At 47.3% G+C, this 19,678-nt stretch carries 21 protein-coding genes; 19 read left to right on the forward strand and 2 right to left on the reverse strand.

The window, feature by feature from the left end:
* Positions 1–20: 20 nt before the first annotated feature.
* The 19 genes from BLV90_RS05765 to BLV90_RS05855 all read left to right on the forward strand — a co-directional run bounded on the left by BLV90_RS05765 (position 21) and on the right by BLV90_RS05855 (position 18,560).
* On the forward strand, positions 21–1,421 hold the full coding sequence (locus BLV90_RS05765) for an isochorismate synthase (protein ID WP_177167917.1): 1,401 nt from the start codon (positions 21–23) through the stop codon (positions 1,419–1,421).
* 357 nt (positions 1,422–1,778) lie between these two features.
* Positions 1,779–3,308, forward strand: a complete 1,530-nt coding sequence (trpE, locus tag BLV90_RS05770; protein WP_091737641.1) for an anthranilate synthase component I — start codon at positions 1,779–1,781, stop codon at positions 3,306–3,308.
* 3 nt (positions 3,309–3,311) lie between these two features.
* Positions 3,312–4,349: an anthranilate phosphoribosyltransferase gene (trpD, locus tag BLV90_RS05775; RefSeq protein ID WP_091737643.1), complete on the forward strand. Its 1,038-nt coding sequence runs from the start codon at positions 3,312–3,314 to the stop codon at positions 4,347–4,349.
* Positions 4,339–5,124, forward strand: coding sequence for an indole-3-glycerol phosphate synthase TrpC (trpC, locus tag BLV90_RS05780; protein WP_091737646.1), 786 nt, complete (start codon positions 4,339–4,341; stop codon positions 5,122–5,124). Before trpD ends, trpC begins: the two co-directional genes overlap by 11 nt.
* Complete coding sequence (locus BLV90_RS05785) at positions 5,121–5,783, forward strand: phosphoribosylanthranilate isomerase (protein WP_091737649.1); 663 nt, start codon at positions 5,121–5,123, stop codon at positions 5,781–5,783. The genes trpC and BLV90_RS05785 overlap by 4 nt, the downstream gene beginning before the upstream one ends.
* Complete coding sequence (trpB, locus tag BLV90_RS05790; protein ID WP_091737790.1) at positions 5,776–6,999, forward strand: tryptophan synthase subunit beta; 1,224 nt, start codon at positions 5,776–5,778, stop codon at positions 6,997–6,999. Before BLV90_RS05785 ends, trpB begins: the two co-directional genes overlap by 8 nt.
* The gene (gene trpA, locus BLV90_RS05795) at positions 6,986–7,813 is read left to right on the forward strand and encodes a tryptophan synthase subunit alpha (protein ID WP_091737652.1); all 828 of its coding nucleotides are present in this window, start codon (positions 6,986–6,988) and stop codon (positions 7,811–7,813) included. The genes trpB and trpA overlap by 14 nt, the downstream gene beginning before the upstream one ends.
* A gap of 145 nt (positions 7,814–7,958) precedes the next feature.
* Positions 7,959–9,044 carry a histidinol-phosphate transaminase gene (gene hisC / locus BLV90_RS05800; protein WP_091737655.1) on the forward strand — a complete coding sequence of 362 codons (1,086 nt, stop codon included), beginning with the start codon at positions 7,959–7,961 and terminating at the stop codon, positions 9,042–9,044.
* Entirely contained in the window at positions 9,041–10,159 is a 1,119-nt protein-coding gene (locus tag BLV90_RS05805) for a prephenate dehydrogenase (RefSeq protein ID WP_091737658.1), read from the forward strand. Before hisC ends, BLV90_RS05805 begins: the two co-directional genes overlap by 4 nt.
* Before the next feature lie 10 nt (positions 10,160–10,169).
* Complete coding sequence (aroA, locus tag BLV90_RS05810) at positions 10,170–11,462, forward strand: 3-phosphoshikimate 1-carboxyvinyltransferase (RefSeq protein WP_091737661.1); 1,293 nt, start codon at positions 10,170–10,172, stop codon at positions 11,460–11,462.
* A 251-nt stretch (positions 11,463–11,713) separates the two neighbouring features.
* Positions 11,714–12,235 (forward strand): hypothetical protein, encoded by a 522-nt coding sequence (locus tag BLV90_RS05815; RefSeq protein WP_091737664.1) that lies wholly within the window; start codon positions 11,714–11,716, stop codon positions 12,233–12,235.
* A gap of 114 nt (positions 12,236–12,349) precedes the next feature.
* Entirely contained in the window at positions 12,350–13,510 is a 1,161-nt protein-coding gene (locus BLV90_RS05820; RefSeq protein WP_091737667.1) for a hypothetical protein, read from the forward strand.
* Positions 13,511–13,618: 108 nt separating this feature from the next.
* Positions 13,619–14,170 (forward strand): ReoY family proteolytic degradation factor, encoded by a 552-nt coding sequence (locus tag BLV90_RS05825; RefSeq protein ID WP_245726259.1) that lies wholly within the window; start codon positions 13,619–13,621, stop codon positions 14,168–14,170.
* A gap of 76 nt (positions 14,171–14,246) precedes the next feature.
* Complete coding sequence (locus BLV90_RS05830) at positions 14,247–14,672, forward strand: DUF2487 family protein (protein WP_091737670.1); 426 nt, start codon at positions 14,247–14,249, stop codon at positions 14,670–14,672.
* Positions 14,673–14,877: 205 nt separating this feature from the next.
* Positions 14,878–15,360, forward strand: coding sequence for a Rieske (2Fe-2S) protein (locus tag BLV90_RS05835; RefSeq protein WP_143035004.1), 483 nt, complete (start codon positions 14,878–14,880; stop codon positions 15,358–15,360).
* A 13-nt stretch (positions 15,361–15,373) separates the two neighbouring features.
* Entirely contained in the window at positions 15,374–16,045 is a 672-nt protein-coding gene (gene qcrB / locus BLV90_RS05840; protein ID WP_091737676.1) for a menaquinol-cytochrome c reductase cytochrome b subunit, read from the forward strand.
* Between the two features lie 26 nt (positions 16,046–16,071).
* Positions 16,072–16,875 (forward strand): menaquinol-cytochrome c reductase cytochrome b/c subunit, encoded by an 804-nt coding sequence (locus BLV90_RS05845; protein ID WP_091737679.1) that lies wholly within the window; start codon positions 16,072–16,074, stop codon positions 16,873–16,875.
* 69 nt (positions 16,876–16,944) lie between these two features.
* Complete coding sequence (locus BLV90_RS05850; protein ID WP_091737682.1) at positions 16,945–17,613, forward strand: DUF1405 domain-containing protein; 669 nt, start codon at positions 16,945–16,947, stop codon at positions 17,611–17,613.
* A 119-nt stretch (positions 17,614–17,732) separates the two neighbouring features.
* On the forward strand, positions 17,733–18,560 hold the full coding sequence (locus BLV90_RS05855; RefSeq protein WP_091737685.1) for a sporulation protein YpjB: 828 nt from the start codon (positions 17,733–17,735) through the stop codon (positions 18,558–18,560).
* 2 nt (positions 18,561–18,562) lie between these two features.
* Here the strand turns inward: BLV90_RS05855 and BLV90_RS05860 are convergent, their stop codons facing one another.
* Positions 18,563–19,426 carry a YitT family protein gene (locus BLV90_RS05860; RefSeq protein WP_091737688.1) on the reverse strand — a complete coding sequence of 288 codons (864 nt, stop codon included), beginning with the start codon at positions 19,424–19,426 and terminating at the stop codon, positions 18,563–18,565.
* Positions 19,427–19,516: 90 nt separating this feature from the next.
* Entirely contained in the window at positions 19,517–19,663 is a 147-nt protein-coding gene (locus tag BLV90_RS16160) for a hypothetical protein (RefSeq protein WP_177167918.1), read from the reverse strand.
* Between the last annotated feature and the right edge of the window lie 15 nt (positions 19,664–19,678).

Raw genomic sequence — 19,678 nt, forward strand, 5'->3', positions numbered from 1 at the left:
TGGAAGCGGGGTATCTAAGTATGACTATTCTAAAACAACAGGCAAATTGGGAACAGTTAACTAAAGGAGCTCATCAAGCGAAAGAAATGGGACAACCTATCTTAGTTAGCTATACCCAGCGGATCGATGCATGGGACCCGCTTTCTTTTTTTGCAAAGGCAGGTAACCTCCTTCACGGCGAGCGTTCCTTTTGGTCAGACTCTACCAGGGAGATCGTTCTTGTAGGTGTGGGGCATACCCTTATCTTTGATGAAAGGGATACCGTTGGTGAGAATCGTTTCTCCGCAGTGGAGCGAAAGTGGAAAGAATGGGTTGCCAATGCTCTTATTTCAGAAAATGGTGGCCCTGGAACCGGCCCGGTGATTATTGGTGGATTTTCCTTTGATCCGGAAAAGAAAAAGACGGATCTGTGGAAAGGCTATCACGATGCTTCTCTCATCTTGCCCCGGTGGATGTTAACTCTCAATGAACATGGCCGTTGGTTGACTACCAATGTGGTTTTGACACCTGAAGAAAATATTGCCCAGCTAAAAGAACAATTAAATAAAGAGAAAAGCATATTAGACGAAGCGGCTCAAACAGTCTCTTTTGCAAAGGGAACGCCCTTTGTTACGAAAGAGGTTGCTCCCGATTCATGGAAACAAAGCATCGGTTTAGCGACTCGAGAAATTCAAAAGGAGAAATTAAAGAAAGTCGTTTTAGCCAGAGAGCTTCGTTTAACAGGGGAAAGCTCCTTCTCACCTGAAGGAACCTTAGCAAGCCTACATGCGAATCAACCGGATAGCTACATATTTGCTATCGAAAGAGGGGATGGTTGCTTTATTGGGGCATCCCCAGAGAGATTGGTCAAACGTGAGGGGCGACGCCTTCTTTCCAATTGTGTTGCTGGCTCTACGGTACGGGGAGCCGATATAAAAGAGGATCTTGCTTTGGGGGAAGAGTTACTCCACGACCAAAAAAACAAAGATGAGCATGATTTTGTCGTGCAGATGATTTGCGAAGCCTTTTGTCAGGAGAGTGAGAATGTAGAGGTTCCCGACGAGCCGACCCTTCATAAATTGCGCTATATCCAGCACTTGTTTACACCCGTAACAGGGTGGGCGCGAGAAGGAACGAGTCTTCTTTCCATGGTACATCGATTGCATCCTACACCTGCACTAGGAGGCTGGCCGTGGTCAGAGTCCCTTTCCTGGATTCGCGAGCAGGAAATCTTAGATCGTGGATGGTATGCAGCTCCCATCGGCTGGCTAGATGCTAGAGGGGATGGGGAGTTTTGTGTGGCGATTCGCTCGGGTCTCTTGAGAGGCGCTCAAGCGTCCTTGTTTGCAGGGAATGGCATTGTAGAAGAATCAGACCCAGAAAAGGAATATGAAGAGACACGGTGGAAATTCCGGCCGATGCTTTCTGCGCTTGAGCATTGACATTTCACTCTATTTTCGTTAGAGTAGAAATAATAATTATTGAGATTTTAAAAGCTTAGATGAGTGAATGAGTACTTGGTTACGATAAACCAAGTGTTTCTGGGGAGAGAGCTCCCTTTTATGAAACCCTTAGGTAGCTAGGGGTACAATTACAGCTGAGAGCATCATAAAAAATGAGTTGAGACGAGTTAGGTAGAGCAGAGGAGAGCCCAGGAAGCTGTTATTGTTGGACGGACTTCCAAACCAAGGCACCTGTGTCTTGGTTTTTTATATTCCCCATTTACAACCTTCCTTTTTCTTCTGTGAACCGATTCTTCGTCTCCTACGGGTGAACTCAACCCAGAGGAGGTTAGTGTCGTGTTCGTTCCCCAATTAGAGGATGTGCGGGTGCTTGCCCGTGACTATTCCACCATACCCATTTGTAAAAAGATATTTGCAGATACCGAAACACCGATCCGCCTTTATCAACGTTTGAGCGATCGAAAGTACTCTTTTTTGCTAGAGAGTGCCGAAGGTGGTGAACGTCGAGGACGTTGGTCGTTTATCGGAACAGATCCATTCCTTACTGTTCGTGCCCGTGATGGTGTGGCGACTGTGACCGAAGGCGATAACAAACGCCAGGTAGAAACGGAGCATCCCATGGATCTACTCCAGGAGTTGTTGTCTCGGTACCACTCCCCCCGGATAGAGGGTCTGCCTCCCTTTCTAGGTGGAGCTGTCGGCTATATCGGCTTTGAGGCAGTTACTACCTTTGAAGCCGTTCCGCGACCGATAGGCCATGATTCGACGGAGGCGGACGATATTCATGTGATGTTTTGTGATCGCATGCTTATCGTCGATCATTTAAAACAAGACCTGACTTTGGTCGTGAATCTTCATGTGCCCAGGGATGCGAGTGATGAAATGATCACCAAAGCTTATGTGGATACCCAAGTGGCAATCGATGAATGGGTAGAAGAATTACGTAGAGTGGAGCCTGCCTCTTCGACACTTCCACCAATCGCTGTCGAGCAGACGGATGTGGACTTCTCACGAGTACAATCCAATATGACCAAGGAAGAGTACTGTGCAGTAGTAGAGAGAGCCCAGGAACATATTCGGCGTGGGGACACCTTTCAACTCGTGCCCTCCCAACGCTGGACCTGGAAGGATGCGCCACCATCTATCGATGTATATCGCGTATTGCGCACGCTTAATCCATCCCCTTATATGTATCACCTTTCTTTTGATGGGGAGGAGATCGTTGGCACATCGCCAGAGATGCTTGTGAGGGTGACGGATGGCATGATCGAAACGCGACCCATTGCAGGTACACGTCCTCGAGGAGCGGATGAGCGTATCGACCAGGCACTCGCAGAAGAACTTCTCGCAGACGAGAAGGAGCGAGCGGAACATGTGATGTTAGTTGATCTCGGACGGAATGACCTGGGGCGTGTTTCCCGCTATGGTTCTGTACAGGTAACAGAAGAGATGAACATCGAACGATACTCTCATGTAATGCACATGGTTTCCCATGTAACAGGGCAATTAGCAGAAAAAGTCTCTCCACTCGATGCTTTTAAGGCTTGTTTCCCAGCAGGGACTGTCTCAGGTGCACCAAAGGTGAAGGCGATGGAGTTGATTAGTCAGCTCGAACCAGGGCCGCGAGGAATTTACGCGGGGGCCATCGGATATTTTGGCTTCTCAGGCAACCTCGATAGTTGTATTACGATCCGGACGCTTCACTTTAAGAATAGAGCCGCTTATATTCAGGCGGGAGGCGGCGTTGTTGCGGATTCGATCCCGGAGAAGGAGTATGAGGAGTCGCAAAATAAAGCGCGTGGGATGATCCGGGCTCTACAAGTTGCAGAAAGCCTGTTTCAGACGATGGGCGGAGAGGGGAGATAAGAAATGATCCAACAATATTTAGCCACCTTGGTGGATGGAAATAACTTAACTCAGGATGAATCCAGCCAGTTGATGCGGGCAATGATGGATGGAGAAATTTCCCCTGCTCAAGCTGGAGCCGTGCTAACAACGCTGCGAATGAAGGGGGAGACGGTGAATGAATTGGCTGGCCTCGCCAAGGTGATGAGAGAAAAGGCTCTACGTCTCCCTTCGATGGATCCCGCTGCCGTAGACATTTGTGGGACGGGTGGAGATGGGGGGCGTACCTTTAATATCTCCACCGCTGCCGCTATCGTTGCTGCCGCCACTGGGGTAAAGGTTGCAAAGCATGGAAACCGGGCGGTTTCGAGTAAGAGCGGGAGTGCAGATGTTCTAGAGGCGCTTGGCGTCGATATTCAGCAGGATGAAAACACGGCTACCCGTGCTCTTAAGGAACAGGGAATATGCTTTTTGTTTGCGCCTCTTTTCCACCAGGCGATGAAAAATGTCATGCCTATTCGGAGAGAGCTTGGCTTTCGCACGTGTTTTAATCTTTTGGGTCCCTTGGCGAACCCAGCAAGGGTGACAAGGCAGTTAGTAGGTGTGTACGATTCTTCCCTGACAGAACCTGTTGCGAAGGTACTCCAATTGCTAGGTATCGAAAGAGCGATGGTAGTTGCTGGTTTGGATGGGATTGATGAAATTTCCGTAACGGGTGAAACCCAAATAAGTGAATTGAAAGATGGGCAGGTGAAAACCTATTCCATCACTCCTGAGGAAATGGAATTAAATACAACGACACTGGCTCAGCTTTCCGGTGGCGACGCACAGCAAAATGCCCAGATTATCCACCAGGTTTTCCTAGGAGAACAGGGACCGAAGCGCGATGTGATCCTGGCTAATGCAGGTGCTGTGATTACCATCGCAGGGCACACAGCTACTATCCAGGAAGGGATACGGCTCGCGGCAGAGGCGATTGACTCAGGGATGGCTCTAGCTAAACTAGAGCAGATGAAAATGCCCACTTTACAACAACGGGAGGAGATCCACCATGTTTCTTGATAAAATCGTCGATGTCAAAAGAGAGGAACTAGCAGAATTGCGTCAACGGCTCTCTCTTTCTGAGAAGAAGCGGGTAAAGGATCTCCCTGCCTGTCTCTCCTTAGCTAATGCAATGAGGAGACACACTTATGGGCCTGCATTGATTGCTGAGGTGAAGCCAGCCTCCCCTTCCAAAGGGGTGATCCGCGGAGATGTAAACCCCATTGCTACTGCAAAGGCCTATGAAAAGGGGGGAGCTGACGCAATATCCGTTCTCACTGATCGTTCCTTTTTCAAGGCGGATGGAAAGAACCTACAAAAAGTGAAACCTGAGGTGTCCATCCCTGTGCTTCGCAAGGACTTTATCATTGATCCACTTCAGGTATTAGAGAGTAGGCTTCTTGGCGCCGATGCTATCTTGCTCATCGCTGCGATTCTGACCGAGGAGGAGCTGGGCGCATTAACAGAGGAAGCTCACTCTCTGGGGATGGAGGTGCTGCTGGAAGTGCATGGGGAAGAAGAGCTTCCTCGCGCACTGTCGGCAAAACCGGATGTTCTCGGTATCAATAACCGGAATCTATCAACATTTGCTACGGATTTGGCTGTAACTGAACGGATTCGACCCTTAGTCCCTGGCACGACCCCTGTAATTGGCGAAAGTGGGATCCATTCACAAGCGGATTATCAGCGCTTAGCTAGTGCGGGAGTTGATGGGGTCTTGGTCGGAGAATATCTGATGAGGCAGTCCTCCCCTGAAGCGGCTGTTAAGGGATTGCTAACGGGGGAAGTCCGTTGAAGAAGCGAACGGCGATTAAATTGTGCGGCATGCGTCGTCCGGAGGATGTAGAGGCGTGTGGGGAGTTAGATATTGATGCCATTGGCTTGATCCTCGTGCCTAATCGGAAACGAACAGTAACGCCAAAAGTCGCCTTGGATTTAGTGCAACGGCTACCTAGAAGGATTGCTTCCGTCGGAGTGATGGCGAATCCCACTATCGATGAGGTTAAAGGATGGTTAGATAAAGTCCCTTTCAACCGGATACAGCTGCATGGCAATGAATCCCCAGAGTTATGTCGGCAAATTCAAACGGAGATAGGCGTTCCGATTATCAAGGTGATCCATGTAGGAGAAGATAAGAGCGAAGCAAGTCTGGATGCGAAGGCATATGCTCCCGTTGTTGATGCGGTGCTATTGGATTCAGGGGCAGGTAAGGTAAAGGGAGGGACAGGACAATCTTTTGCTTGGGAAAGAATCCCCCCCTTTGCCGAACCATGGCAAAAAGCAGGGGTGCCCATTTGGGTGGCAGGTGGTCTTCACCCTGAAAATGTAGCAGAGTTAGTTAGCCGATATTCGATTGCAGGGGTAGATACTTCCAGTGGGGTTGAGACTGAAGGAAATAAGGATCCTGTGAAGATGGCTCAGTTTGTGGAGAGGGTGAGAAACCATGATGAATAAAAATGAGGAGACGACGTACAAGTCGAGTGCCGCCAAGCAGTTTGGTGACTTTGGGGGACGCTTTGTTCCAGAAACCTTGATGAATGCTTTGGATGAGCTGGAACAGGGGTTTAGGGAAGCGATGGTCGATGATGATTTTCAAGAGGAGCTACGTGATCTTCTAGTGGAGTATTCAGGTCGACCAACGCCTCTTACCTTTGCCGCCAACCTCACTCGACAGGTAGGTGGTGCCAAGATCTATTTAAAGCGAGAAGATCTCAACCATACGGGTGCCCACAAGATCAACAATACCTTGGGTCAAGGGCTATTGGCAAAACGTATGGGAAAACAAAAATTGATTGCAGAGACAGGTGCGGGTCAGCACGGGGTTGCTTCGGCAACGGTAGCGGCTTTGCTCGGGATGGAATGTATTGTTTTCATGGGCGAAGAGGATGTGCGCAGGCAAAAACTGAATGTGTTTCGGATGGAGCTACTTGGAGCGAAGGTGATCCCAGTCACCTCTGGAACGCGAACATTAAAAGATGCGACCAATGAAGCGATCCGTCACTGGGTGACTCATGTGGAGGATACCTTTTATTTGATCGGTTCTGTCGTTGGGCCTCACCCCTACCCGGAAATTGTGCGTGACTTCCAGCGGGTGATCGGGGATGAGACACGGGCGCAACTGCTGAAAAAAGAGGGGCGTCTTCCTGATGATGTAGTCGCTTGTATTGGTGGTGGAAGTAACTCCATCGGGATGTTTACTGCTTTTCTTAAGGATGACGCTGTAAAGCTCCATGGGGTGGAGGCGGCTGGAGAAGGACTGGAGACATTTCGCCATGCTGCTACGCTAACGAAGGGAACACCCGGTGTGATCCATGGATCCTTTACCTATCTTCTTCAGGATGAACATGGGCAGATCCTACCCGCTCATTCCATCTCTGCTGGGTTGGACTACCCAGGAATAGGACCTGAGCACTCCTTTCTTCATGATACGAACCAAGTACGATATACGACAGCCACCGATGCCGAGGCGTTAGAAGCGGTCAAATTGTTGGCGCAAACAGAAGGCATACTCCCAGCACTAGAATCGGCACATGCGATTGCAGAAGCAGTGAAATTGGCTGGAACAAGGAGCTCAGAAGGGATCATCGTTATCTGTTTATCAGGTAGAGGAGATAAAGACGTGGAGACGATTCGCGCAGGATTGGAGGGGAATGGGAATGAATCGCATTGAAGCAGCTTTCCAGCAACCGGGACGCAAGCTGATTCCTTATCTTACTGCAGGCGATCCAGATCGAAAGGCAAGCCTAGAGATTATTCGTATGTTAGATGAAGAAGGAGCTTGCGCGATAGAATTGGGCGTTCCCTATTCAGACCCGTTGGCAGATGGCCCAGTTATTCAAGAAGCCTCTGGCCGTGCTTTGCAAAATGGGATGACGCTGACGGGAGTACTCGAGCTAGCGCGAGAGTCACGGAAAGTAGGAGTGAAGGCACCGCTGATTCTTTTCTCCTATGTCAATCCCTTGCTTCGTTTCGGTTTCAGGAGATTAGTATTGGAGGCGAAGGCCTGTGGAATCGACGGAATGATCGTCCCTGATCTTCCTTATGAGGAAAGTGGGGAACTAAGTGATTTAGCAAAGAAGGAAGGTCTTTGTCTGATCCCTCTGGTTGCACCTACATCGAAGGAGCGTGTGCATCGGATTGTTAAGGAAGCGCAAGGATTTGTTTACTGTGTCTCCTCCTTAGGAACGACAGGTACGCGCGCTTCTTTCTCGAATAAGGTGGAAGAGTTTCTTGATACAGTAAAAGAAGCATCCCAAGTCCCAACGGCCGTCGGATTTGGTATTTCTGAACGTGAACACGTGGATCGTTTTTTAAACCATGTGGACGCCGCCGTAGTGGGGAGTGCTCTGGTACGCCGGATTGGCGAGCATGCTACCCAGCTAACAGACGATCGTTCTCGTGGGCTAGCTTTAGAGGAAATTCGTCACTTTTTTCGCGAGCTTGCTGAGGAAGAGGGAGCTGCTTTGCGAGGAAACATTAAGTAATATAAGAGTGAGTCATAACGGATTATTCAGGTTGATTGATCAGTCGTCCGTAGCCGCCTCTGGTTACGGCTTTTTTTTCAGAGTGGTTTTTATGGATGAATCTGTTGTAAACTAAAGGGAAAATGTGTGGAGAGGGGCCCTAGAGATGAAAGTTAAAGCTGCATTGCAGGATATTCCGGTATATCAACCGGGCAAGCCCTTAGAGGAAGTAAAACGAGAATTCGGACTCGATGAAGTGATCAAACTGGCCTCTAACGAAAATCCCTTCGGTTGTTCACCGACTGTATGGGAGTCGTTAAGTACCGAGCGCGATTTCTTTTCGTTGTACCCAGAGGGTGGAGCTCCCTTATTACGTCAGCAACTAGCGACCCATTTAAAAGTAGAGCCTGAACGATTAATTTTTGGGAATGGTTCCGATGAAATTATTCAGATGATTGGGCGTGCCTTTTTAGAGCCTGGTACTGAAACGGTGATGGCGGATATTACCTTCCCGCGCTATAAAACACAAGCTTTGATTGAGGGAGCGAAAGCGGTAGAGATTCCTTTGAAAGATGGTGTGCACGATCTCGATGGGATGGCTGAGGCGATCAATGAACGGACACGGATCGTCTGGATCTGCAACCCCAATAACCCCACTGGTACGATCATCACTGCTGAGCAATTGGCTACCTTTATGAAAAAGGTACCCCCTCATGTCCTGGTGGTTTTGGATGAAGCTTATGAAGAATATGTCACCGATCCAGAATATCCAGATGGCATCAAAGAGGTGTTAGCAAATCCAAGGGTCATCGTGCTACGAACCTTTTCAAAGATTTATGGCCTTGCAGCTTTTCGAATTGGTTACGGTGTGATGGATGCATCATTGATTCAAGATATTAATCGTGTGCGCGAACCCTTTAATGTGAATCGTTTGGCACAACGGGCGGCTCTAGCTGGACTCGCGGATCAAGATTTTGTCAACCAATGCCGGAAAGCGAACAGAGAGGGAATTGAGCTATTTGAAAGCCATCTAACGAAATTGGGTCTTCATTACTTCCCTTCCCAGGGTAACTTTGTTCTTATGGATACAGGTCGGAATGCAGATGAAATGTTCCATCATCTACTTACGAAGGGGATTATTGTCCGCTCAGGTGTATCTCTGGGCTATCCAACCTACATCCGGGTGACGGTGGGGAGCCAGGAACAAAATATACAATTTCTTAATGAATTGGACGTGGCAAAGTCCGAATGAAAAAAGCGGCGATTTTGGGAATTGGTTTAATCGGTGGCTCTCTGGCTCGGTGTCTTAAAGAGAGAACCAATCTAATCGTAGAAGGTTTTGATTCCTCCAAGGAGAGCCTTGCTTTAGCTACCTCTGCGGGAATTATCGACCGAGGTCATACGGATCTAACTCAAGCGGTTGCTGAGGCAGATTTCGTCTTCTTAGCAGTGCCTGTCCAAGCTGCTAAGGGGCTATTGGATCAATTGTCACACATCCCCCTGAAAAAAGGATGCATTCTCTCGGATGTAGGCAGTACAAAAGAGGAGATTGTGGCCCACGCCAACCAGCTCAAGGAATTATCCGCTATCTTTATCGGTGGTCATCCGATGGCAGGTTCCCATCGATCGGGTGTACAAGCAACTAATCCGCTCTTGTTTGAAAATGCATATTATGTGCTAACGCCACTGCCGGATACTCCTACATCCGATGTAGAACGGCTCTCAGATTTGCTATCGGTTGCGACAAGAGGGAAACTGGTCACGATGGCCCCAGAATATCATGATCAAGTGGTAGGGGCTATTAGCCATCTGCCCCATATCATTGCATCAGGCCTAGTCAATCAAGTGAGTCGCTATAACGACAAGAATGAATGGTTTCATCGCTTGGCTGCAGGAGGTTTTCGCGATTTAACTCGTATCGCAGCGGCTCACCCCATCATGTGGCGGGATATCCTTCTCTCCAATCGTAAAGCGATCCTTCATTTGATGGATGACTGGATTGCTGAAATGGAAGGGGTTCGAGAAGCAATTGCAGAGGCAAATGCGGAAGAAATCCAGTCCTTCTTTACCCGTGCGAAGATTAGTCGAGAAGGGTTACCTGAGAGGCGTTTTAAAGGAATGCTACATCCTTTATATGAGTGTTATGTAGATGTACCAGACTATCCCGGAGCTATCGCGGCGGTCTCAAAACTTTTGGCGGATAATGAGGTTAATATCCAAAACATCGGTGTGATGGAGAATCGAGAGGACTGTGCAGGTGTCCTCCGACTGGTGTTTGTAGATGAAGAAAAGCTGATACGGGCACGAGAGCTTTTGCGAGCAAAACAATATTACGTGTTTGATCTGGATGAACAAGAAGAAGGGTGAGCTGACAACCATGAAGCAACTAACAATGAAGCCCAGTAATCCCCTACGAGGAACCATAAAGGTACCTGGAGATAAATCCATTTCTCATCGATCTGTGATGTTTGGATCAATTGCTAATGGAACCACTCGTGTGGAGGGTTTTCTGCCTGGTGCAGACTGCCAAGCTACCATTGCCTGTTTTAAAAGCATGGGTGTTTCTATTGAACAGCACTCTCCCACATCGTTAACTATTGAAGGCGTCGGTTGGGAAGGTCTAAAGGAACCTGAGGAGCTGCTTGATGTGGGCAATTCAGGGACAACCATTCGACTGATGCTTGGTATTTTAGCAGGTCGTCCCTTTTATTCGGCGGTAGCTGGAGATGAGTCCATTGCAAGGCGGCCAATGGATCGCGTACTGGATCCGCTTCGAGAAATGGGTGCGAAGGTGGATGGACGCCAGGGTGGACGATTTACGCCACTAGGTGTCCGTGGTGGAGGATTGAAAGGCATTCATTATCAGAGTCCTGTTGCTAGCGCACAGATCAAGTCGTGCATCTTATTAGCCGGCCTTCAAGCTACTGGAGAGACGATTGTAGAAGAGCCTCACCTTTCACGGGATCATACGGAGAGGATGCTACGCGCCTTTGGTGTCGAGGTAAATTCATTCTCCGGAGGTGTCTCTCTACATGGAGGGCAACAATTGATCGGTAAGGATGTTCGGGTACCAGGGGATATCTCCTCGGCAGCATTTCCCCTTGTTGCGGCACTGCTTGTTCCCGGAAGTCATATCACTATCCAAGATGTAGGGCTCAATCCAGCACGTACTGGTATTCTCGATGTGCTTCATGCAATGGGAGCTATGGTGGAGGTTAAGGAGACGGGTGAGTGGAGTGGTGAACCGGTAGGAGATATTACCGTGTCAGCATCGGACCTACAGGGGACAGAAATCAGTGGAGAACTGATCCCCAGACTGATCGATGAGATTCCAATTATCGCTGTGGCGGCAACCCAGGCAAAAGGGAAGACGATCATTCGTGATGCTGCGGAACTGAAGGTGAAAGAAACCAATCGTATCGCGGTAACTGCGACAGAGTTGTCTAAACTAGGGGCAAACATTGAAGAGACCCCTGATGGACTGATCATTGAAGGGGGCACACCCCTGCATAGTGGTATTTGTGATAGCCGTGGCGATCACCGGATAGGAATGGCTACCGCGATTGCGGGTATGGTTGCTAAAGGCGGTGCAACTGTAGAGAATGCTACGGCGATCAATGTCTCTTTCCCAGGGTTTGCAGAGTTGATGGCTGAGTTAAGTGAAAAATGAGTAGTTTGATTAACCGAAGAGGGAACTTAGGTTCTCCTTTTTGTATTAAACTGAATATTCATGTTTATATAAAATGTTTAGAATAGATAGTTGACTAATGAGAACCAATTAGCTTATACTATGGGCATAGTATGGTTTCTCTCCACTCCTATCCATGGATGCACATTTGAGTGCTAGCCGCCTTAGAACTAACAGGCGGTTCTTTTTTTGGCCAACCTCTCATACTCGTACTAAAGGGGGAGGGAGAGAGAATGAAAGGAAGCCGGCGTGGCCTAGCTATTGAAATCGGATTTGTATTAACGACAGTGATCGTATTGAAGGAGTGGGTATTCCCATACTTCATTTGGCGCTTCTTCCCGACAGGGGATATGGCTGCTCGGATGGGCGAGTGGATGATGATTATCGTAGGGGTAATTACCTGTATCATCTATCTCGGATTGGGATCGACTTCACGGCAACTATATCGGCTGAGCGTTATTGAGGCCATACAGGTATTTGCTCTTATCCACCTACCTCTATTGATTGTAGGATGGTTAAATCTCCCGACCACCCAATTATTTACGCTGATACAGGGAGGAGGGGAGGCCTGGAGCCGATTGATCGGTGATGGTATTCGACTGTTTGAACCCTCCTTATCCTTGAATTTGATGCTCTTATCAGAATGGATCGCCCTCATCTTGTTCCTTTGCGGTCGTAACTTACGAGTGTTAGAGGATACTTTAGGTGAGGTAGACTTAGAGGGGAGATATAAAACATTGAAGAAAAAGCGATAGAGAGAAGCTCTACTCCCAAAATAGGGCTTTTTTTGTGCAATTCGTTTCATAACTAGGTATGATTTAATTCCCTTGGATACAAGATAGAAATAGGAATCCAGGGGAGGGACTAGGATGAATTTTGCAGATCGCCTAACCTATGCAGATATTGAGCTGTTACAGCGTATGGCGAGTCATTACGGTTGTGGACAAGATGTGCATTCAAAAAAAGATCTGATCACCTCTCTCCTTCATCATCTAGCAGGAAAAAGTAGACTCTCAGAAGAGCTGGGAGCCTTAACTGCTGTAGAGAATCGGTTCCTGCAACAAGTCTGCCTGGATAACCGTGCCTGGTTTAATCGGGAAGAATTACTCAGCAAAGGGCGAATCGCTTTAGGCGATGAAAAGGGAGAACCAAGGCGACTAGTCATTTCTGCTATACATAAGGGGTGGCTCTTTCCCGGAATCTCACAGCCAGAAAAGGATCTGCTACAGATGCCAAGCGATTTGCGGAAGCGATTTTTATCTCTCTTCGCAGAAAAATATGAAAGGAAAGAAGCCCCCGCTGCTTATCGAAATGAGGAGGATCTCATCAGCGAAGACCTTCAGCGATTTTGCACCTTTTTGTGTCGTCATGAGGTGCGATTAAGTGCAGATGGAGGAATTTATCGTCAACAGCAACGCCAACTTTTTCAATCCCTACATATTCAAGAAGAGCCAGTAAATCGAAAGGAATGGCGCTTTGGTTTTGGTCGTAGCTTTCATCTATACCCGGATAGATTTGCCCTGTTGTACGATTATGCGTTTTTTCGCGGGTATATCGCCGAGGACGAGATTAGAGGGTGCTTATATTTAACCGAATTAGGGGCTAAGAAAATGACAGACTCCTTCAAAGAAGAAGGGAAGGAGCTCTATCGATTTTGGCTACGTCTATATAAGACGCCTCTGCCCCATCTGGCGCTGGTGGTGAAGTGGATTGAACTTCTTTGCCGGGGTACATGGCAGGGTGCAGAGGAACTCTACCAGGGAATAAAAGAGTGGATAAGCCCGTATTACTATGAGTCGGAAGAAAATCTTTTTAATCGTGTACTTAAAATGATGCTTCACCTAGGGATGATTCGTATAGGTGAATCGGTGAATAAAAATCGATTGATCACCATGAATGTCATGGGTGCCGAATGGGTTTCAGGTGTTGCTGGATTCGCAGAGAAGTCCCTGGCGAAGAAGTGGTCAGAGCCTGCTGGTGGGCGGAATTTGCGTGTTCAGGGAGGAAATAAAGTGCCGGGCATGGAATAAAAAATATAAGCCTCTATCGAAATTTATCCGAAAATCTGAGAGGCTTCCTGCGTATATTAAGAACAAAGTTCACAATATTCCCATGGAACCAGATGGGGGGGATAAGTTATGATGGGTGATTGCGTGACAGTCTCTGAAAAAAAGGAATTTATTCAGTGGTTTTTAAACCGTTTCGAGCTGCAGAAACGCGAGGCGGCTTGGCTACTCAACTACCTCTGCTCCGATGTCGAACTCCTCGAGCGCACCCATTTTGTCGAGAGTCTTCGGCAACTTCCCAAGACCCTGCTAATTTCTACGCGGTGTATTCAAATGACCCCTTTTAAATTTACGAAGAACAAGCGAGTCAGCTCCGATGTCGAGACAGCGTTCTACGATATCCGTTCTTGTCCCAAGGAAGATCTCTACATCAGCCTTTATTTTAATGAACGATCCAGTTGCCCTGAATATGCAGCAGTGTTAGAAGGAAACCCCATGGAAAAACAAGATCTCGTTCAGGACACCTTGTACAGCTTGTTTGCGGAGATGGTGCTTGACCAATCGGTTCGTGATTTTAAAGAAAAAGATTTATACCGCAGGATTGATGAAGCACTTGCCTGCGGGAATGAGAAGAAATTTTTACAATTAACCGAACAATGGATCAGAATCGTGGAAAATGAGTGAGAGTTCCGATATAATGCCCGGTAGAGGCCGGGTTTTTTATATGCATTCGCACATTTGATGAAACGAGGAATACTTGATGCGATTAACCAGACTGGAGCGGGATGAATGGAAACGTACGGCCCCCTTTGTAGATACTCTCCTCATCCCTGTTTACCGTATTGGCATAACCAATAAAAACCCCGATCTCACTGAAGCGAAAGGTACCGAAAAGTTAGCACGCTTGGTAGAAGAAGAGTTGACGGGCCGATTATTGTTGATGCCCGCTATTTGTTATGGATCGGCTAAGGAAGAAAATTTTTTGCGTTATGTAAAAGACGTGGGAAAACAATTAAGAAACTCAGGTTTTCATCATTGCTTCCTCATGGGTAATGATGAAATTAGTTTGGATTTAGAAGGTACCGGATGTGGTTGGATCCCTTTACACACACCGGATTCACCGGAGGTAGAAGATACGGTAGCAAGTGTTATAGGACAAATCACAGGGGTGTGGGAATCGATATAGGGGAATGATGGAAGGGAATTTGGGAAAAAGTAACTCTTGCATCCTTAGTCAATTCCTGTTGTGCCTGTTCTTGACAGGGATTGAGGCGGTTGGCTATCATGGTTATGTCCTAGTATTATCTACGAATTCCGGTCCGGTTTAAAGGGTAACCGCATAGAGGGAGGTCGGACGAGTCTTGAGCGAGAATAAACAGGCGAAGCCGGGGATGTCGCGTCGTAAGTTTCTGACTTATACCATCGCGAGTACTGCCGGTTTCCTCGGATCTGGTATGTTGTTTCCAATGGTGCGTTTTGCAATTGATCCGCTTCTGCAAAAGGGGTCGGATACAAAATTTGTCGACATTGGTACTGTAAGTGAATTTGGAAGCAAACCAAAGGCTGTCGAATTTCGCATTCAGCGAAAAGATGGTTGGTACCAAGAGAAGGGCGGGGAGAAGGCAACCGCTTGGGTTTTAAAAGAAGGTAGTGAAATCCTAGCCCTCTCTCCTATCTGTAAGCACTTGGGATGTACTGTAAAATGGGAAGGTGGCGGGCGCACCAATGTGTTCTATTGTCCTTGCCATGGTGGGGAATATACTAAGGATGGTGTTAACGTCCCAGGAACACCACCTCCTAAGCCGCTAGATGTATACGCTACCAAAATCGAAGGTGGAAGACTCCTTCTGGGCGCAGTGAAAGAACGAGGGTAAGGGGGTATAAACCATGTTGAAAAACGCCTATGAATGGTTAGACAAGCGCTTAGATATCACACCGATGTGGCGTGATATCGCGGATCATGAAGTACCAGAGCATGTTAACCCTGCCCATCATTTTTCAGCGTTCATTTATTGTTTCGGTGGGCTCACTTTCTTTATTGTCGTCATTCAAATTCTATCCGGTATGTTTCTTGCTTTGTACTATGTTCCTGATATCCAAAATGCTTGGAAAAGTGTTGATTACTTACAAAATGAAATCGCTTTCGGCCAGATCGTACGGGGGATGCATCACTGGGGAGCTAGTGTCTCCATCGTCATGTTGTTCCTACATACACTGCGTGTATTTTTTACAGGATCATACAAACATCCCCGGGAGTTTAACTGGGTAATTGGGATGTCGATCTTCTTCGTCATGCTGGGTCTAGGCTTTACCGGTTATCTATTGCCTTGGGATAACAAAGCCTACTTCGCTACCAAGGTAGGGATTCAAATTGCGGCGAGTGTCCCCTACGTGGGAGGTGCGATTGCTACTTTCCTACAAGGGGGAGAAATCGTTGGGGCGCAAACATTGGCTCGATTCTTTGCACTCCATGTATTTTTCCTTCCCGCGGTGCTTCTGGGTTTACTGGGGGCCCACTTCGTATTGATCCGCAGACAAGGTATTTCGGGTCCGCTTTAAGCCTGATATGTGAGGGGTGAAAAACCATGGCACATCATCATGATAATGACAAAGAAATCAATTATGTTGGAGATTCACGGGTAATCGAAAAGAAGGAGAAGATGGTTCCCAAGGACTATTCCGAGTTTCCTGGTAAGACAGAGGCTTTCTTTCCAAACTTCCTGTTAAAGGAATGGATGGTTGCCGTTGTTGTGCTTGTCGGTTTTATGGCCCTTGTGATGACCGAAGAGCCGCCAATTGGGGAACAAGCAGATCCAACGAATACGGGCTTCTTACCTGTCCCTGACTGGTATTTCCTGTTTCTCTATGAGCTACTGAAATTTAAGTGGGCGTCAGGTCCTTTTGTGGTGATAGGTACTGCAATTGTTCCGATGTTGGCTTTTGGAGCCCTCTTTCTGGTTCCGTGGTTGGATACTGGAAAAGAACGGCGTCCGATGAAGCGGCCAATAACCACAGGGATTATGTTTCTTGCTCTGATTGGGACAGTCGCTCTAACATGGGTTGCATGGGACGAACATGAAAAGCAGCTTGCATCACTCCCTAAGGGTGAAGCAGAGGCGAAAATCGTTGATCAACGAGATCCTGCGTACGATATCTATAAAAATAATGCTTGCGTAAACTGTCATGGACAGAACCTTGAAGGTCTCCAAGGGCCACCTTTGCGTGGGGTAGGGGATTACTACAAACCAAAAGAGATTATGAAGATTATGGACGAAGGGAAAGGGAATATGCCTGCAGGGATGTTCCAAGGAACTGCTTTGGAGAAAAAGCAGTTGGCGGATTGGTTATCCAAGCAGAAAACTGGCAGAAAGATTACAGAAGAACAATAAGTTTCCATCCCGGCTACCCGCCGGGCTTTTTCTAATTGGGAAGTTCTATGGTGAGAAGAGGGTCCTTATATGATTCGGAACGCTTGGCAATTCTTTATTAGTAAATTAGATGATCGTAATTTTTTGCTCCTCTTGTTTTTAGTGAATCTATTGGGGACATTGTATGGCTATTACTGGTACAAAAATCAATTGGCTATGACCAAACCGAGTCTCCTTATCTTTGTCCCGGATAGTCCAACAGCGAGTGCCGGGATTACCATCGTGCTGTTTCTTTATCTGATCCATCGCCGGAGTCCTCTCATGGAGGCTTTTGCTGGAGTGACGTTGTTTAAGTATGGGATCTGGGCTGTAATCATGATCATCGTTGGAGCCGCTCGTGCAGATATCCCGTTTCTCTCCGCTCTGCAATGGACGGATTGGATGTTGATGACTTCCCATTTGGCAATGGCGGTTGAAGGGATTTTGTATAGTCGATTTTTCACTTTTAAATGGCATCATTTAGCGATTGTTGGGGCATGGACGCTGTTAAACGATGAAATGGATTATGGAGGATGGAATCTACACCCGTGGTTACCCGTTACTCTCTATGGAGTAGAGTCGTCCATTGCACTATTTACGGTAATCTTATCCTTGGTGAGTTTGGCGCTATTTGCCTATATAGGCCTATCTGAGCGTAAAGAGCGTAAGTGGGATACTCCCCTCCTATGGGAGAACCAACGTCCTCCGACAATGGGTTAATGGTGGATGATGAAAGAATCCCTGCGGCTGAAAGCCACAGGGATTCTTTTTTCATGGAGAGGACAGGCTTCGCATAGGATGATAGAAAGGATGGGTTTAGTGGATGGAGGTGTGGAATCATGTATCGATGGTTTAAAAGAAGCTGGCTCATTGTTCTGTGTTGTTGTATAGGGTGGGGGTGGGGTTTAAGGGATGTAGAGGCGTCAGATGACCCATCTTCTCACTGGGCAAAACAAGCTTCCTTCATCCACAATTGGGTGCAAGAAGGGAATCCTTCTAGTTATTTAAAGGCTAGGAGTGAGATGAAGAAGTTAGCAAAGAGCTTTTCACAAGCGGATTTTTCGGAAATGAAAGTCTCCGTTCAGGGAATTCGGGCACTTTCGGATAGTCTGGTAAGTATGGAAGGGCAATTAAATCGAGTGATGCCCCAACAAGGGGATACGAGTGAGGCGTCGACTCGTCTTTCCCTTGCCTTTGATGCGTTAGCTCATCCCAACCAACCGGTGTGGTTGCAGTATGAATCCACCTTTCGTTCAGATATCGCTAGGGTGAAAAAATCCCTCAAAAACGGCGAAAGGGAGGCCATAAAAGCCTCCTTAAAAGGGTTGATCGAACATATGAAGCTAGTGATGCCTGCTATTGAAGTCTCCCGCCAACCTATTACAGTACAGAAGGTACGCTCTGTTGAGCAATTTTTCCGTAGTCAATTAACAAAGAAGGGAACAATTTCTCCCAGTCACTTATCTGAACCCCTTCGTAATTGGGAGAAGATGATTACGCCACTGATCTATGGACCGGAGAAGGATGTAGTGGCTTTTGGTATGACGAATATGCCGCCCATTATACCCGCTGCTACGGTGCTGGGTACAGTGATTGCCCTAGTGCTTGGTTATGTGGGTTGGCGTAACTATCGTTTAGGTTATCGTCGAGTCCGTGGGCGTCTATAAAATTAGGGTCTTTCAAAGGTAAATCCTTCACCCAATACATCACGAACATCATGAACAACAACGAAGGCATCCGGGTCGATTGCATGGACGAGCTGCTTCATTCGTGAAAGCTCTGGTAGGCTGAGGATGATGTACAAGACCTCTTTATCTGTTCCAGTATAACCACCACGTCCTTTTAAAAGGGTGACGCCTCGTTCCATTTCTGTAGTGATTTTGTCAGAGATGGAAACAGCAGAGTTAGAAATGATGGTGACAGCTTTCCGGCTATCCAATCCCTCGACGACAAAGTCGACGACACGCGAACCAATAAAGACAGCAACGACGGTATACATGGCCTTTTCACGACCAATGAAAAAATAGGAAACACCAATCACTAACAGATCAAAGAGGAACATGGTGCGGCCGATACTCCAGCCCAAGTACTTATTGCCTAGCCGAGCAATAATATCCACCCCTCCGGTAGTACCTCCTACACGGAAAATAATACCGAGTCCCCCTCCGACAAGTACCCCTGTATATAGAGCGGCAAGAAGTGGATCACCTGGTATCGGTTCTCCCCAATTTTGGGTAAGGGAGAGACAGAATGAGACAGCAATCGTCCCAAAGATGGTTAAGATAAATGTCCGTTTACCAAAAACCTTATATCCCACTATGAAAAGAGGAATATTAAGCGCTAGGATGACAGGGCCCGGAGGCAATTTGAATAAATAATAAAGAATGAGGGCGATTCCTGTGAATCCGCCTTCTGCAAGTTTATTAGCAATCGCAAAATAGTTAATGCCTAGCGAGAAAATAAATGAACCGAGCAGGATTGCAGCAAGATCCCAGATCCATTTTTGCAAAGACTGTTTTGTATTGAGGTTCATGATCCTTTGCCTCCTTATGGTTAGTTTGGTCGATTCGATTCCTTTCAATGAGTAAAAGTTCGTTTATTGAGGGGCTTGAGCTGACTTATATTATACAGAGGAGCTATGGGTCGAGCAATCCAGATTAAAAGTAGTAAAATAGGGCGGAAGCGGATCCAATTGGATTCGCTTCTTCATATAGGATGCTAAGTAAATACCTGCTCTACCTACTCTTGAGTTATTTGTCTGAGCACTCATAAGAGTTTCCCCTAT

The organism is Marininema mesophilum, from assembly GCF_900106775.1.
Lineage (GTDB): Bacteria > Bacillota > Bacilli > Thermoactinomycetales > DSM-45169 > Marininema > Marininema mesophilum.